This window comes from Psychrosphaera sp. F3M07, from assembly GCF_018860345.1.
Classification (GTDB): domain Bacteria; phylum Pseudomonadota; class Gammaproteobacteria; order Enterobacterales; family Alteromonadaceae; genus Psychrosphaera; species Psychrosphaera aquimarina.
Genome location: NZ_JAHKPJ010000020.1, coordinates 163,529 through 177,949 on the forward strand (window position 1 = coordinate 163,529; position 14,421 = coordinate 177,949).

Annotated in this window: 14 protein-coding genes; 3 read left to right on the plus strand and 11 right to left on the minus strand. The window is 37.2% G+C overall.

The window, feature by feature from the left end; translation table 11 throughout:
• Nucleotides 1-55: 55 nt before the first annotated feature.
• From rmuC to KO505_RS09495, 6 genes are all read right to left on the minus strand, one after another.
• Entirely contained in the window at nt 56-1,642 is a 1,587-nt protein-coding gene (gene rmuC / locus KO505_RS09470; RefSeq protein WP_216055208.1) for a DNA recombination protein RmuC, read from the minus strand.
• Between the two features lie 65 nt (nt 1,643-1,707).
• Nucleotides 1,708-3,078, minus strand: a complete 1,371-nt coding sequence (gene hemN / locus KO505_RS09475) for an oxygen-independent coproporphyrinogen III oxidase (RefSeq protein ID WP_216055209.1) — start codon at nt 3,076-3,078, stop codon at nt 1,708-1,710.
• A gap of 84 nt (nt 3,079-3,162) precedes the next feature.
• Nucleotides 3,163-4,374, minus strand: coding sequence for a chromate efflux transporter (gene chrA, locus KO505_RS09480; RefSeq protein ID WP_216055210.1), 1,212 nt, complete (start codon nt 4,372-4,374; stop codon nt 3,163-3,165).
• A gap of 82 nt (nt 4,375-4,456) precedes the next feature.
• Nucleotides 4,457-5,839, minus strand: a complete 1,383-nt coding sequence (locus KO505_RS09485) for a sigma 54-interacting transcriptional regulator (RefSeq protein ID WP_216055211.1) — start codon at nt 5,837-5,839, stop codon at nt 4,457-4,459.
• Nucleotides 5,836-6,414: a hypothetical protein gene (locus KO505_RS09490; RefSeq protein ID WP_216055212.1), complete on the minus strand. Its 579-nt coding sequence runs from the start codon at nt 6,412-6,414 to the stop codon at nt 5,836-5,838. The genes KO505_RS09485 and KO505_RS09490 overlap by 4 nt, the downstream gene beginning before the upstream one ends.
• On the minus strand, nt 6,411-7,907 hold the full coding sequence (locus tag KO505_RS09495; RefSeq protein ID WP_216055213.1) for a HAMP domain-containing sensor histidine kinase: 1,497 nt from the start codon (nt 7,905-7,907) through the stop codon (nt 6,411-6,413). Before KO505_RS09495 ends, KO505_RS09490 begins: the two co-directional genes overlap by 4 nt.
• A gap of 341 nt (nt 7,908-8,248) precedes the next feature.
• Here KO505_RS09495 and KO505_RS09500 point away from each other — a divergent pair, with 341 nt between their 5' ends.
• Nucleotides 8,249-8,521, plus strand: a complete 273-nt coding sequence (locus tag KO505_RS09500) for an EF-hand domain-containing protein (RefSeq protein ID WP_216055449.1) — start codon at nt 8,249-8,251, stop codon at nt 8,519-8,521.
• A 144-nt stretch (nt 8,522-8,665) separates the two neighbouring features.
• Here KO505_RS09500 and KO505_RS09505 read toward each other — a convergent pair whose 3' ends face one another.
• From KO505_RS09505 to KO505_RS09525, 5 genes are all read right to left on the minus strand, one after another.
• Nucleotides 8,666-9,028 carry a hypothetical protein gene (locus tag KO505_RS09505; protein ID WP_216055214.1) on the minus strand — a complete coding sequence of 121 codons (363 nt, stop codon included), beginning with the start codon at nt 9,026-9,028 and terminating at the stop codon, nt 8,666-8,668.
• A gap of 56 nt (nt 9,029-9,084) precedes the next feature.
• Nucleotides 9,085-9,516: a VF530 family DNA-binding protein gene (locus KO505_RS09510; protein WP_216055215.1), complete on the minus strand. Its 432-nt coding sequence runs from the start codon at nt 9,514-9,516 to the stop codon at nt 9,085-9,087.
• 151 nt (nt 9,517-9,667) lie between these two features.
• Nucleotides 9,668-10,648 carry a hypothetical protein gene (locus tag KO505_RS09515; RefSeq protein ID WP_216055216.1) on the minus strand — a complete coding sequence of 327 codons (981 nt, stop codon included), beginning with the start codon at nt 10,646-10,648 and terminating at the stop codon, nt 9,668-9,670.
• Nucleotides 10,649-10,737: 89 nt separating this feature from the next.
• Entirely contained in the window at nt 10,738-11,430 is a 693-nt protein-coding gene (locus KO505_RS09520) for a hypothetical protein (RefSeq protein ID WP_216055217.1), read from the minus strand.
• Entirely contained in the window at nt 11,417-11,971 is a 555-nt protein-coding gene (locus KO505_RS09525; protein WP_216055218.1) for an RNA polymerase sigma factor, read from the minus strand. Before KO505_RS09525 ends, KO505_RS09520 begins: the two co-directional genes overlap by 14 nt.
• A gap of 437 nt (nt 11,972-12,408) precedes the next feature.
• On the opposite strand from KO505_RS09525, the gene KO505_RS09530 reads away from it, so the two are divergent.
• Together KO505_RS09530 and KO505_RS09535 are read left to right on the plus strand one after the other, a co-directional pair.
• Nucleotides 12,409-13,032, plus strand: a complete 624-nt coding sequence (locus KO505_RS09530; RefSeq protein ID WP_216055219.1) for an ANTAR domain-containing response regulator — start codon at nt 12,409-12,411, stop codon at nt 13,030-13,032.
• Nucleotide 13,033: 1 nt separating this feature from the next.
• A complete protein-coding gene (locus KO505_RS09535; RefSeq protein WP_216055220.1) occupies nt 13,034-14,155 on the plus strand; it encodes a CmpA/NrtA family ABC transporter substrate-binding protein in 1,122 nt (373 codons plus the stop codon).
• Nucleotides 14,156-14,421: the final 266 nt, after the last annotated feature.

Consider the following 14,421-nt stretch of genomic DNA (forward strand, 5'->3'; position numbering starts at 1 on the left):
CAAAAACGACTACAGTACTATTGGTAACCTATGGTTACTAGATCTCGGATGTATTCTATTGTTCTGCTGAGTTTTCAACACTAGGTTGTTTGTCATCAGCTTTGCTACTTTTTGTTGTTTCTACTTTCTCAGCTACTAATTCAAGTCTGTCGAATTCAACATCGGCATGTGATGCTTCTAACTGAGGCATAGATTTAGTGACCTTATTCGACAAGTGAGAGAAACGCTCTACTTTGCCCGCTAAACCTTGTTTACCAGCCAATCCTTTTACTGTGTCATTGTATTGATTACTCACCGTTGCCAACGTTTTACCTAACTTCTGTAAACGTTCAGCCACAATGCAAACTTGGTTATAAATATCACCCGCTTTTTCACTAATTTCTTTCGCTTCTGAATTACCTTGCTCTATACGCCATAGGTTAGCCACCGTTTTTAATATAGGCATTAATGTCGTATGCGAAACTAAAATAACATTACGGTCATAACCATAATTAAACAGATCTTTTTTGTGCTTTAACGCTTCAATATAGGCAGGCTCTATTGGCATAAACATCAATACAAAACTTGGGCTCTTCATGCCCACTAAATTGCTGTAATCTTTTTTACTTAAGTCATCAATATGATTTTTAACCGCACCAACATGCTCATCAAGCGCTAACGCGACTTCCGTTTCAGTTTCTGCGCCAATAGCTTTGTCATAGGCAACTAAAGATACTTTACTATCAATGATGATGTGTTTGTCATCCGGCAGTTTTATGATGAAATCAGGCAATCTGCGATTACCATCCTTATCCATAAACTTCTCTTGGCTATCGTAGTGGTCGCCTTTAACCAATCCAGCAAGTTGCAACGTTCTTTCTAATTGTACTTCGCCCCAATTTCCTGCTGTTTTCTTTTCACCTTTTAGTGCGGTTGCTAAGTTATTCGCTTCGCCACTCATTTGTACGCCAACGTCTAACACTTTTTTGAGCTCTGCCGCTAATCCCGCTTGGCCTTTAACAGACTCAGAATGTACTTCGTTCACCCGTTTTTGAAAACCTTCTACTTGTTCTTTGAACGGCCTTAAAATTGAGTCTAATTCAGTTTTGTTTGACTGACTAAAGGACTTACCTTTTTCTTCCAAAATGGTATTGGCCAAGTTTGAAAATTCAGTTTTTAATTGTTCACGCTGTTGTTCAACATCGAGCTTTTGTTGTTCAAAGTGTAATTGCTTTTCAGACAACGACGTTTTTAATTCTGTTAATTCGTTAGACACTTCACTGTGAGCAGATTGCAATCGTTGTACGTTAAAGGTTTGACTTTCCAACTGTTGTTTTAATTCAGAGATCTGATTATCACGTTCATTAAGTCGAGTTTCTAATCCTTGGATATCGGCCTGATACTTTGCCACTTGCTGATTCGCTAACTGCGCTTGGGTTTGAAAGTTTAATACCCCTTCTTTGGCTTCATGAAGTGCACTTTGTAAGTCAGAAATTTGCTGTTGAGCATTGTTATTAACCAATTCAAATTGACTTATTTGAATCTGTTGCAGGCTCAATTGAGAACGGCTTTTAAATAATAAAAACACAAACAAGATCAAAAACACACAGGCGACAATAAGGCTTATCACTAAGACGGCAGGAGAGGTAATTAATTGGTTCAAAACAAGCTTCTCTTAATTCAATAACTTAGAATTAGTATTGTGCCTACCAGAGTCACAAAAGGGAATTAAATCACCCGAGAAAAGCGCTGATTGTTTAATTGTTTTTGTAAATAAACATCAAACGTCATGCAAATGTTACGGATCAGTAATTTAGCTATCGGTCGAATGGATATTTCGGTTTTATCAATTGTGACTAACCTATCGTTAACAAAGGGAGTAAGTTTGCATATTTCATAGGCAAAATATTCATCAAAGTCGATATTGAACCTTGTATTAAAACTGTTTTTATTCAGCTTAAAGTTACACATTAGTTGCTTAATAACGTCACCACGAATGACATCATCTTGAGTTAATAACACCCCTTTTTCTACCGCATGTTCGTGGTTATCAAGGGCATTATAATAATCCTTTAAATCTTTATAATTTTGACTAAAAGATTTTCCAACCGAACTAATTGACGATACGCCTAACCCCAATAAGTCACATTCACCTTGTGTGGTATAACCTTGGAAATTACGGTGTAATTGACCTTGCTGTTGGGCAATCGCTAATTCGTCATTAGGTTTGGCAAAATGGTCCATGCCTATTGCCACATAACCGGCTTTTGAAAACGCATCAATGGCTGACAACATCAGATTTAATTTTTCGTTTACCTGAGGTAACCATTCGTCTTTTATTTTACGCTGAGCCGCAAATTTAGATGGCATATGAGCATAACTAAATAAAGAAATTCTATCTGGATTTAATTCAACAACTTTAGCTAACGTATTATTAAACAGTTCAGCTGATTGATGGGGGAGACCATAAATAACGTCTAAATTTATCGATTCAAATCCTAAGCTTCGTCCGCGTTTAATTAACTGATCAACAAAGTCACTATCCTGTACACGATTAATTGCTTCTTGCACTTTAAGATTAGTATCTTGGAAACCAAAGCTAAGACGGTTAAACCCTAACCCTTTTAAATGATCTAACAAGTTAAGTTCAATTTCGCGTGGGTCAATTTCAATGCTCATTTGCACACATTCATTCAGAACAAAATGTTGTTCTATCGCATCAATAACTCTTGAAAATTGTTGTTCTGATAAAAAGCTAGGGGTGCCTCCACCAAAATGAATCTGCTGAATTTTATGTTGTTTAAACAACTTAGCTCTAGAGGTAATCTCAGTGATTAAATAATCTAAATAGATATCGGCTTTGTGTTTATGTCTGGTCACTATTTTATTGCAACCACAGTAATAACAAAGGCTATGACAAAATGGAATGTGAATGTACAGAGACAATAATTTAGAATCTGACTGCTCAATAGCGAGTTCAAATTCTTGATTACCAAACTGCTCAGAAAACTCTAACGCCGTTGGATACGAGGTATACCTCGGCCCGTTAATATTGTACTTATTCAATAAATCTGACGTTAAATTAAATACCTGAGACATAATAAAATCACATTGCTATTAGAAAGTGATGTGAAGTATAAAGATCTACCTGTATTAGTTATTGATCGAGCGCAACAAAAAACCTTAAATTAACAAATGCATAGCACTGGTTAGTAAACACCAAACAATGACCAACAACGGCGATAACTGCCATCGATTAAGCATCAGTATTCCCACCACCATCGCTAATACATCAAATAATGAGGTCAGCCCCGTAATAAGTATCGGGTCATATAACACCGTAATTAACAAACCTACTACCGCGGCATTCACCCCAGCTATCACATTGAGCGTCGTTTTATTATTGGAAATACCTTGCCACAAAGGCAATACAGCAGCGACTAACAAAAAGCCGGGTAAAAACATAAACGTTAGGGCGACAAATGCAACCAAGATCATATTTTGTTCAATCCCACCTGACATTAACACCCCAAGGTAGGCAGAAAAGGCGAACAGAGGACCGGGAATAGCTTGAGATGCGCCATACCCAGCAAGGAAGTCTTGATTGGAAACTAACCCAGTTGTCACCACTGACTCCTGTAAAAGTGGCAATACCACATGCCCACCACCAAAGACTAATGCACCGGCTTGATAAAATATCTGCATGACTTGCACAATGCCACCATTGTGACTGATTCCAATTAAGCCTAATAACAAGACAAAAAACACTGTCAGTAATACAAAGCCAAATCGTTGGCTATAGGTCACTTTAATTTCACTTAACGGCTCAGTTGATGATTGACGACAGAAGGTACCGCCTAACACACCACCTAAGATAATAACTGCCCACAATGCCCACACAGAATCGAGCAATAACAAGATAATGATAACCACCAAAGTTATAATGCGCCGGGGCAGATCTGGACATAGTTTTTTAAACATGCCCCAAACTGCATCAGCGACCACAACAGCAGCTACTAATTTTAAGCCGTGAATTATCGCAACCCCAATATCACCAGAAAGAAGGGGTAATAACCAAGCAAACAAAATCAATAATATAATTGAAGGGAAAGTAAAAGCGACAAAGGCGGCTAAGGCTCCAGACCAACCAGCTCGAATCAAACCAAGGGCAAAGCCAAGTTGGCTACTTGCAGGTCCAGGAATAAACTGACAAATGCTCAATAGCTGAGCGTATTGGCTTTCGCTAACCCACTGTTGCTTTTCAACTAACTCTTTACGGAAATAACCTAAATGAGCAACTGGCCCACCAAAGGACGTTAGCCCTAGAAAAAGGAATGTTTTAAATACAGCAAATACACTGTATTTGCTGTCTGTTTTCACATCATTATCTGACATATAACGCGCTTTAACTTAAAGTTGGTCGATGTTTATTGTCATAGTATACGTTTAGTTTAACGCGATAAAAGTGAAAAAATTGTTACCCATCGCGAAAGGACTCTGCATTGAGATGATGTTTATTTAACAACTTATAAAATTCGGTTCGATTTCTTTGCGCGATTTTTGCCGCTTTAGACACGTTACCACTGGTGGTTTTTAATATACTTGCTAAATAATCCCGCTCAAATTGATCTCTGGCCTCTTGAAACGACGGATGTTGAGTTGGGGCATCTCGTAACGCATTGCGCACTAAAGATTCATTGATCACCGGTTCTGTCGATAACGCCACACTTTGTTCAACCACATTTTGTAATTGTCGAATGTTGCCTGGCCACGGCGCACTAATTAATAACTCCATCGCATCTTGTGAAAAGCCATTAACTTGAATGCTGGTTCTGCCTGCCGTTAGACTCAAAAAGTGTTGAGCAAGTAGTGGTATATCTTCTCGGCGCTCAGATAGGGGCGGTAAAATCAGCTCAACTACATTTAAACGATAATACAAATCCTCTCTAAACCTTTGTTCTTTAATCGCTTTCTGTAAGTTTTGGTGTGTGGCTGAAATAATACGAACATCCACTTTGACTGACGTAGTACTGCCCACAGGCCGAATTTCTTTTTCTTGTAGTGCACGTAACAGTTTTACTTGAAAATTCATTGGCATATCACCAATTTCATCTAAAAATAATGTACCGCCATCACTGGCTTCAAATAAACCAACGTGATGATTAGCTGCACCTGTAAACGCTCCTTTTTTATATCCAAACAATTCAGACTCTAATAATTGTTCTGGGATCGCAGCACAGTTAATTGCAGTAAAAGGTTTATCTCTGCGTTCACTGGCCTGATGTATGGCTTGCGCTAATAATTCTTTACCTGTGCCACTTTGACTGTTTATTAATAAACTAAAGTCACTTTTAGCCACTTGTTGCGTTTGTTGTAACAGGGTTTCCATTACCGCACTTCGAGAAATGATCTTCTCCCGCCATAACGCATCATTAGAATCTGGATTATCTTGGTTTGATCTAGGTTGCAAACGAATAGCTTGTTTTACAATATCCAGTAATTCTTGGCTTTCGAATGGCTTAGTTAAAAAACTAAATACACCTTGTTTAGTGGCGTTAATCGCATCTGGAATAGTGCCATGAGCAGTCATAATGATCACCGGCAAACTCGGATATTGCTGACGTATCTTTTCAAACAGCGCCATGCCATCCATGCCTTCCATACGTAAATCACTGATCACCAGTTGCGGCTGGAAACTTTTTAAAATACCTAAGGCTTGTTTCGCACTTTGTGCTGATTCAACATGGTAATTTACTGCATTAAGACGTATAGCCAATAAACGCAGCAAACTCGGGTCATCATCAACAATAAGAATTTTTTCTTTATTGAGATTAGTATTTAAACTGTCTGACTCATTCATAACGGGGTTCCATTATCATTTATTGAACGCTCAATCTCTTTTAACTGAGTAATTTGTTGCTGTAATTTTTGCGAACGTAACTCTAACTCTGCAAGCTTGTTACTTTGTGCCTTAAGCTGTTTTTGTTTTTTATTCAATAACCGCTGCTGGCTGGTTAGTTTTTTATTGATCGATACTTGCTGCTGCAATTGACTTTTTAGCATCCTGATAAAGGCTAAATCTGTATCAGGTACACCAACAAGTGCTTGCTGCTCAAGTTGAGATAATGCTTCGGTTGGGTTGTATGCCGGCGAGCTTGGCAAACTGTGTAACAAAAATAAACGCAATTTAGCGACGGTATTCCCTTCATTAAGTTTACTTTGCAGTTTATTGATTTCAGCCTGCACTTCCTGTTTGTCTAACTTCATAACCCATAAGTAATAACTCGTCATAGGCGTTGTTTCATTCACCACAGGCACTGATTTAGTAGTCTCTGAACGCTGAAAGTTAGTTAACTGACAACCAAACAGCGTCATAAAAAGTACAAATGTGACAATGGTTTTCAAAAAGGTAAATGTGTTAAATCGCATAATCATAATGATGGTTTTTCCAACATAGAGGTGGTGGTAGGTGATAACAATTTTGCTTTAGGCAAACTAATTGTAAACGTGGTAAAACTTGGTGAGTTCATGTCACTATCAATAGAAATACTGCCGTTTAATCGCATGAGTAACTCTTTCACTATGGTTAACCCTAAACCACTGCTTTTTATCGGACTGTTATGCTCTGTTGCCCCCTGATAAAACGCATCAAATATTTTGTCAAACAATGAAGAAGCGATACCTACACCTTGGTCGGTTATTGATAGCTGTAACGTCTGATATTCAACCCAAGCCTTAATGGTAATCGTGCCTTTGTCTGGTGAAAACTTAATTGCGTTTGATAATAGATTATCCAAGATGACACTAAATTGTTTGCGATTGCATTGTAGTGATAATTGAGCGATGTCTTTACTTACTGTGAGTTGCTTTCGGTTCACATCTAACAAACGCAACGCTAACGCGTCTTCTATCTCTTTGTTTAAGTTAATTACTTCAGCGTCTTGTAAACTGGTTGAGTCCAATACGATATTAAAGTCGAGTAAGTCTTCAATTAATTGCTGCAAACGAGACACACTCGTTCGGATGATGTTAGTGATCTCTTGCTGGTCATTATTTAATTCACCCACACTATTGTCGTAAATTAATTCAGTGCCTTCTCTAATTGCTGCTAAGGGTGTTTTTAATTCGTGTGAGATATGACGTATAAAACTCGACTTTTGTAACTCTAATATATGTAATCGACTGCGCATCAACTCTAGAGCATCCGCAATTTCTTTGATCTCTGCAGAGCCATCTACCGTGATAGGCAATTGAAAACTACCTTGCTCTAATCGTTTTATTTTTCCGAGTAATACTTTAAGCGGACGTGTGATCAACACGATAAACACGCCAGCAATCAATAACGTAATAGGAATAATTAATAAGCTCAGCAACATGGTTTTTTTTATTTCGTTAGCCGAACTTTCCATTCCTTTTGCTTGTTGATTAATAATTTGATTGGAGTGCAGTGATATTTTCTGATTGATCTGTGACAGTGCTTTAAAGTGATCTTGCACTTGGTTTAGATTGATTAAATTTGCAGGTGTGCTTTGTATTAACTGATCTATTTCTATGATTTTATTCGTGTAAGCCGCTATCAGCTCTGACATTTGAATATCGTTATATTGTTTAAACTCTTGCGTAATAACAGTGTCGAGTAACACTCTTTGCGCTAAATATTGATTAAGTAACTCTTGCTCTTTTAACACCACATATTGGCCTGAGAATCGCTCCAACCTAGACTGTGCTTGACTGATCTGACGATTAACTTCCACCAACTCAGCAACATTAAAGATTGCTGACGTTCCCTGTTGAGATAACTTATTCACTTGATTGGCGCTATAAAGCAAAGCAAATACCAAAGGCAAAGCCACTAAACCAAACCCCATTAAGGTCAGTGTTTTAATTGAACCACGAAACAATGATATTTTTTTAACCCAATCTTTCATTTATACAGCTCGTCCTTGTTTAAAACGAATAATCAACTGCTGGATTTAACCCTGTTTAACAAGGATAAACAATATTGTCTGGTATTAGCGACAGTCCACTAACCCCTCCAATAAAAATCGTTAATTATTGATTTATATATAAAATTTTAAAACTCATTACGTATTATTGCATAAATACTAAATTTAATTAATTTTACTGTCTCCATTTAGCGACAGATTAACAAATCAAAATTAAAATAAACCTTAAATAACAACAACTTACACTTTGGCACGTTGGCTGCAATATACCTATCGTTAGTACGAAACTACTACGTTAATCTTAAATAAAAAGGAAAATTAAAATGTTAAGTTTAAAAAAAATTACCCTAGTTGTTATTAGTTCTTTAGTTGCTACATTTTTTGTTAGTGCAAACCAAGCGACCAACATACAAACAGGAATGGGAAGTAAAACGGATCTTAGCCATTTATTAAGTCAATTAGATTCGGATAACGACGGTAAGTTAAGTAAAGAAGAAGTTATGGCGAGTAAAAACAGCACTTTAATCAGTAACTTTTCTAAAATCGATGCAAACAACGATGGTAGCTTAAGCAAAAAAGAACTTGAATCTTTCTAATAGATTCAGGTAACACGCCTCATTTATCTATGTATGACAATGTAACCTCTCCTCGATTGCCAGTTATTATGCGAAAGCATGTAACTGGCTTTTTTTTACCGCGAGAAACGGCCCTTGGTATTTCGACACAAAACTTAGTGCTAATTACGCGAAACTAACCATCATTGCAGTAATACTAATAGTATAAAAACTGACAACCGCAATCATTGATATTCTTTCCGGAATGGCATGGATAATAAGACTAGGCATGGCTTTAAGATGCGTTTTGTTAGGAATAAAAAAGAAACTATAAACTTCAAACCGCTTTATCCAGTTTAATGGTTTTTCAAAATATAATTTAAACGCTGAAAAGTAAGCGATGACAAAAGTGGAAGCACCTAACACTTCAACCATTGCCATCAATTCCATACTAATGAGAATTTCAGGACCTGCCAATAACAGTACAATCACCGTTGCGGCTATTTTCCAAAAACCTTGAGTTAATTGATTTTTTAAACTGCTAAACATGCATTTGTCCCTTTAGTGGCCGTTAATCACTTAATAAAGTGCAATGTATTGTTACGTTATTTTCTTCTTGATGCGCCCCAAGGGTCTTCAACGGTAGACGCTTTTTGTCTAATAGAACGCGTTAAATTAGCTTTTTGTTTGTTGTATTTCACACGTTCAGCATCCGCTAAGCTCAATTCTCTTGGTGTTCTTGGCTTTTGATTTAACGGCACGATACGATCACGCGGAGGTAAAGCAAATTGCGTATCGTCTGGCTTTGGTAAGTTCTTTAATTTATACATATAAAACCCTTCCACTTTTTCAAGTGCCCACTGGGTTTTTCTTAGAAACTTACAACTCGACTCAATACTTGGGTTGGTTTTAAAACATTGTAAATTCAAATACGCAAACAGGATATTCCAACCATAAAAGTCGACTAACTCTTCTAATATTTGTTCTAGTTTTTTACCGTGTAATGGGTTGTTTTTATAAATTTCTTCTGTGCTCATGGGGATAACAATAACTGTATAACTTTAATATGAGGTCATTATAGTTTGTATGACATTGTTAAGATAGTCAGTGCGGATATTTGATGCAAAAAACCAAAAGAGCAGCCTAAATACGCTGCTCTTTGATAAACCTATATAATAACTTGAGTGATTATAAAGAATACTTAATGGCGTTCTCTAACATCTTGGCAGCGTTAATTTTTCCATCTCCACATTGCATAATGTTTTGCTTGGTGAATATGTATAAACGGTCTACCTTGCCTTCAATGTTAAACGATATATGTTGATCGTTTGGTAATGAACGTAACCCTGAACCAAAATCGCATACTGTCTGACTGATCACTTTTTCTGTTTCAGCTAACGCTTTTTTCTGTTTCTCTAATTCTTTGTTGCGAATGGCTTCTGCTTTTTTTCTTAACGCATCTGACTTTTCTTGGATCTTGCCCGCTACTTTTGTCAGTGCGTCGGTAAGTTTGCTCATTTCTTTTTTTAATGATTTAACTTTTTCAGACTCTTTGGCATCTTGCAATTCACCTTCAAATTCAGCGTCACGGAGTTTGCGTTCTATCTCTCTAACATCACGCTCTAGTTGCCTAGCTTCACGTTCTAATGCTCTTGTTTCATCACGCATGGCTTTTTGAATTACACGTTGTTCCGTACGTTCTTTATTTGTGTATTGAGACCAGTCTGAGTCGGATATAAAATCGATTGAAATCTCAGCCATTTCCATCGCTGATTCAGCCGCAGCCATCGCTTCCTCTTCTATCTCTTCTATTTCCTGTTCGGATAAGTATTTTCGTGCATCACCACTAATAACCACAGGTGCAATTGGTGCTGTTGGCATAACAGGAGCAAAGTTTCTATCGTTCATATCAAAGTGAAAACGATGACTCGGGTCCACATTAAATACCATGCCTTGATTGGCTAAATAAAACCCTTCAATTCTTACATTCCTTTCTCGCCCTTGTTCCAAAGATGTTTCTAAGATCTTTGTCATTATATTCATGTCTCGTTGAATTCTATCTAAGGTACTTTGTTCAATGGTGGCTGCTTGTAATGATGTTCCTACCAACAAAGCACTAAGTGACAACACCGCCAGTTTTACTTTTTTAGGTAATGATAAAATAGTCATAATAACTCCAATTAATTTTTATATATTAAGGAAATAAAGCGATGGATTACCTTAATGTTTCATTCTTCAAACCAACGATTAGGTTTATGTTATTCGTCTGATAGTTGAGATTCGTCGTCTCTCAGTTCTGCAATTCGTCTGCGGCTTTTTCTTTCGACTGATTTAATGCTGTAATTAATGTCGCTAAACTGCTGCTTTAAATAATCTAAATCGTCCACTCGCTGCCTTTGAATTAAATTAACCACATCTAGAATGTCTTCTTTTCTCTCTGCTCGAGAGTTTTCCAAAATATAACTCACCATTTGGGCAGTACTTTGCTGCTGGTTCACTTGGAAATTATCTAAACGAGTTTGAATTTGTTCATTATTTTGTTTCGCTAATTTATCAAATTCAGCGCTTAATTTTTGTTGCTGCAATTGATCTGCCGAGGTGATCATTAAGCCTTGTTCTGAAATATTCACTCGCAAGTCAAAAAGCATAACTACACAAGCAAAAATAGAAAAACACATGGCGGTCATCGCCATACCATTAGATTGCCACCAGCTTGGTTGGCGTAAATATTGGTCAAACCCCGCATCTTTATTCCAGTTTGGAACGTCAACTGACTCGCTGTTCATTTGTTCAGCTAACATTTCCATATTATTAAACGCTAACATACGTTCTGACCACGTTGGATGCATTTTCAATTGCGTTAACTCTTGTTCCGTTAACGTATCACCGCTTAACCAGCGTTCAAAATTACGTTCCAATTGCTCTGACTTTATTGACTCATGCTGCGTCATAATTGGCCTCCAATAATACTTTTAACTTATCTAAAGCAGAATAAAATCTGGATTTCACGGTATTATTTGAAATCCCTAACTGCTGCCCTATCACATCAAAGGTTTGCTGTTGAAATATTTTTAATTCAACAATTAGCTTTTGTTCCAAAGGTAACTGTTTCATCACACGCACAATTTGTAATTGCGTCTGTTTGTTATTTAACGCTAATTCTGGGCATGTATGCCTGGGATCTGCATCGACATTATCTAATTCAGACTCATCCGCAAACCACTTACGTTTACGATAAAATTCAATGATTCTAAAATGTGCAATACGTAACAACCAAGTTTTAAAGCTGCTATCCCCACGATAATCAGGCAAGCTGCGGCATACTGAAACAAAGGTCTCTTGCATCAAATCTAAGGCGTCATCCGAGTTACTAGTCATACGTAACGCATAATGATAAACCGTCTTTTCATAACGCGATATCAGTTGTTGCCAAGCTGATTGACTTCCCTTAAGTGCCTTTTTTATTAGCTTTTCATCGGTTTGTTTAAACAATGACAAAGCTTCCTCTCTTATAATTTTGTTGAGTAATAACACTCTTTAAAGTTTACTAACTTGGCCTTTCACCAAACGTTAAACCATCGCTTTATTAGGTTCATGTGTATAGTCGAGCCCTGTTTATAAATAGTTTTAAATTTATTTAAAATAATCAAAATAAATTTAATTAACCATCATCCAGCTACTTAGGTTTATGTAGTATTCATTACTCACCAATTCTGTGCATAACTTATTAACCCTACATTTCTTTGGTGCAAATTTGTTAAAACATTAAACAAAGACTATCTATACAAGCCTAATCAATTAAAGATAAATCCATAAAAATCAACAGTTAACAATCAAAAATCCGTTTATTCATAGTTTTGGTGCAATACTTGAAGTAATGCTAGCCATCAAAATATTCGCGTTAGTGAAACAGGTGCTAATTTATCCAAATGGCTGTAAAACAAAAAAAATCGACCACAGCAGCAAAACTATTAACCGTCTTAATCATTGACGACAATATGGACAGAGCTCAAACATTTGAAGCGGCCTTAAAAGACACGCCTTATTTAGTAAAACACTTGGCTCATACCAGTGTCTCCTTGTTAAAAGAAGTCGAAAAAACCGAACCTGACATCATTCTTATTGATATTGAATCCCCAAACCGCGACACCATCGAAAGTTTAAGCACTATATCAGCCTTTAACCCTAAACCAGTTGTCATGTTTTCCGAACAAGATCAGCCTGATTTAATGCGTGAGTCAATCAAAGCCGGTGTCAGTGCTTATGTATCTGGGGATACTAATCCTGAACGAGCAAAGTTTATATTAGATGTCGCCGTAGCTCGATTTAATGAACACCAAGGATTGAGAAACGAACTATCCGACGCCAAACGTCAGCTCGAATCCAGAAAATGGGTTGATCAAGCCAAAGCGTTATTAATTGAAAAACAAAACATGACCGAACAACAAGCTTATTCTGCAATTAGAAAAATGGCGATGGATAACGGTCAAAAAATGGAAGATGTTGCCAAAAATCTGATCTCCATGATGCAGTTAATGGGTGGAGCAAAATAACATGACCATACAACAAGATTTAGCATTAGAACAAACTGACTTAGACATAGGTATTGTTGCCCTTACTGACTGTGCGCCACTGGTAATGGCAAAACATTTAGGCTTTTTTGAGCAATGGGGCTTACAGGTAAACTTGCATATCCAACATTCTTGGGCGACTGTCAGAGACAGGTTGCATACAGGCCTGTTAGACGCAGCTCAAATGTTAGCTCCAATGCCGCTAGCCAGTACATTAGGGTTAAATGGTGCAAAATGTGATGTTATTAACGCGTTTAACTTAAGCATGAATGGCAATGGCATTACGTTATCCACTGCGTTATTTGAACAGATCAAGCAACTTAATAATGGTCAAGAACCTGTATTACCGCTTGATTCTTCATGGATAAAACAAATCGTACAAAACAAACGTGATAACGGCCAAGCCAAATTAAGGTTTGCTGCGGTCTATCCGTACTCATGTCACCTATTTCAATTAAGAGATTGGTTATCTATTGCTGAAATAGACGTAGATAATGACATAGAAATTATCATCATTCCGCCAACCGAAATGACAGCGGCGTTAGAAAATGACGAAATAGATGGTTTTTGCGTTGGCACACCTTGGAATACTAAAGCAGTAAGAGCTGGCATTGGCGCCACCGTGATAACTTCATGTGATATCTGGCAAGAAGCCCCTGAAAAAGTGCTAGCCGTAACCTCACAATGGCAACAACAACACCCAAATACATTTATAGCGCTGTTAGCCGCAGTACAACAAACCTGTGAATGGCTAAACTCCACCGCTAATCGATTTGAAGCAGCTGCCGTTTTACAAACTTACTTAGGCGAACCGCTTGATGTTATTGCACCGTCATTAATTGGCAGTTGTCTAACGACGCAAAATGGAACACCAAGGAATATTCCTGCATATAATCGCTTTATTAGTAAAGATGCTAATTTACCCAAGTTAAGCCAAGGTCGAGTTCTTTTGGATAAAATGGCGACGGCTCATCAGTTACCACATGACTTTACTCAAGCGCAAAAACAACAGTTATTAAAGGACGTCTACCGACCTGACTTATACAAAAGCATGTTAGATATGAAAAAAAAGATGACCCAATTAGGTGACATTCAATACAGCTAATAACGATTTAGCACCAATAACGTGCAAGGTTAAATAATGGCTTATTTACTTCAATAACACTAAAGCTATTAATAACAGAGAGTTAGGATAAATATTCAGTTTCTTTTTTACTGGCATATAACTTGTTACTTAATAACCATAGCCGAATAATAAATACCCTGTTTAGACTATTATTCGACATTAGCTAAGAGTGATAAAACTCTGAATTATTAGCTCCTCAATGTTGAGGTACAAATTTAAATTTTTAAGCAAAGGCGCTTCCTTAA

What these genes read in the sequence shown, in the direction of transcription:
- hemN (WP_216055209.1), bottom strand. Translation starts at nt 3,078, where the DNA reads ATGTCTCAGGTATTTAATTTAACGTCAGATTTATTGAATAAGTACAAT.
- chrA (WP_216055210.1), bottom strand. Translation starts at nt 4,374, where the DNA reads ATGTCAGATAATGATGTGAAAACAGACAGCAAATACAGTGTATTTGCT.
- KO505_RS09485 (WP_216055211.1), bottom strand. Translation starts at nt 5,839, where the DNA reads ATGAATGAGTCAGACAGTTTAAATACTAATCTCAATAAAGAAAAAATT.
- KO505_RS09490 (WP_216055212.1), bottom strand. Translation starts at nt 6,414, where the DNA reads ATGATTATGCGATTTAACACATTTACCTTTTTGAAAACCATTGTCACA.
- KO505_RS09495 (WP_216055213.1), bottom strand. Translation starts at nt 7,907, where the DNA reads ATGAAAGATTGGGTTAAAAAAATATCATTGTTTCGTGGTTCAATTAAA.
- KO505_RS09500 (WP_216055449.1), top strand. Translation starts at nt 8,249, where the DNA reads ATGTTAAGTTTAAAAAAAATTACCCTAGTTGTTATTAGTTCTTTAGTT.
- KO505_RS09505 (WP_216055214.1), bottom strand. Translation starts at nt 9,028, where the DNA reads ATGTTTAGCAGTTTAAAAAATCAATTAACTCAAGGTTTTTGGAAAATA.
- KO505_RS09510 (WP_216055215.1), bottom strand. Translation starts at nt 9,516, where the DNA reads ATGAGCACAGAAGAAATTTATAAAAACAACCCATTACACGGTAAAAAA.
- KO505_RS09515 (WP_216055216.1), bottom strand. Translation starts at nt 10,648, where the DNA reads ATGACTATTTTATCATTACCTAAAAAAGTAAAACTGGCGGTGTTGTCA.
- KO505_RS09520 (WP_216055217.1), bottom strand. Translation starts at nt 11,430, where the DNA reads ATGACGCAGCATGAGTCAATAAAGTCAGAGCAATTGGAACGTAATTTT.
- KO505_RS09530 (WP_216055219.1), top strand. Translation starts at nt 12,409, where the DNA reads ATGGCTGTAAAACAAAAAAAATCGACCACAGCAGCAAAACTATTAACC.
- KO505_RS09535 (WP_216055220.1), top strand. Translation starts at nt 13,034, where the DNA reads ATGACCATACAACAAGATTTAGCATTAGAACAAACTGACTTAGACATA.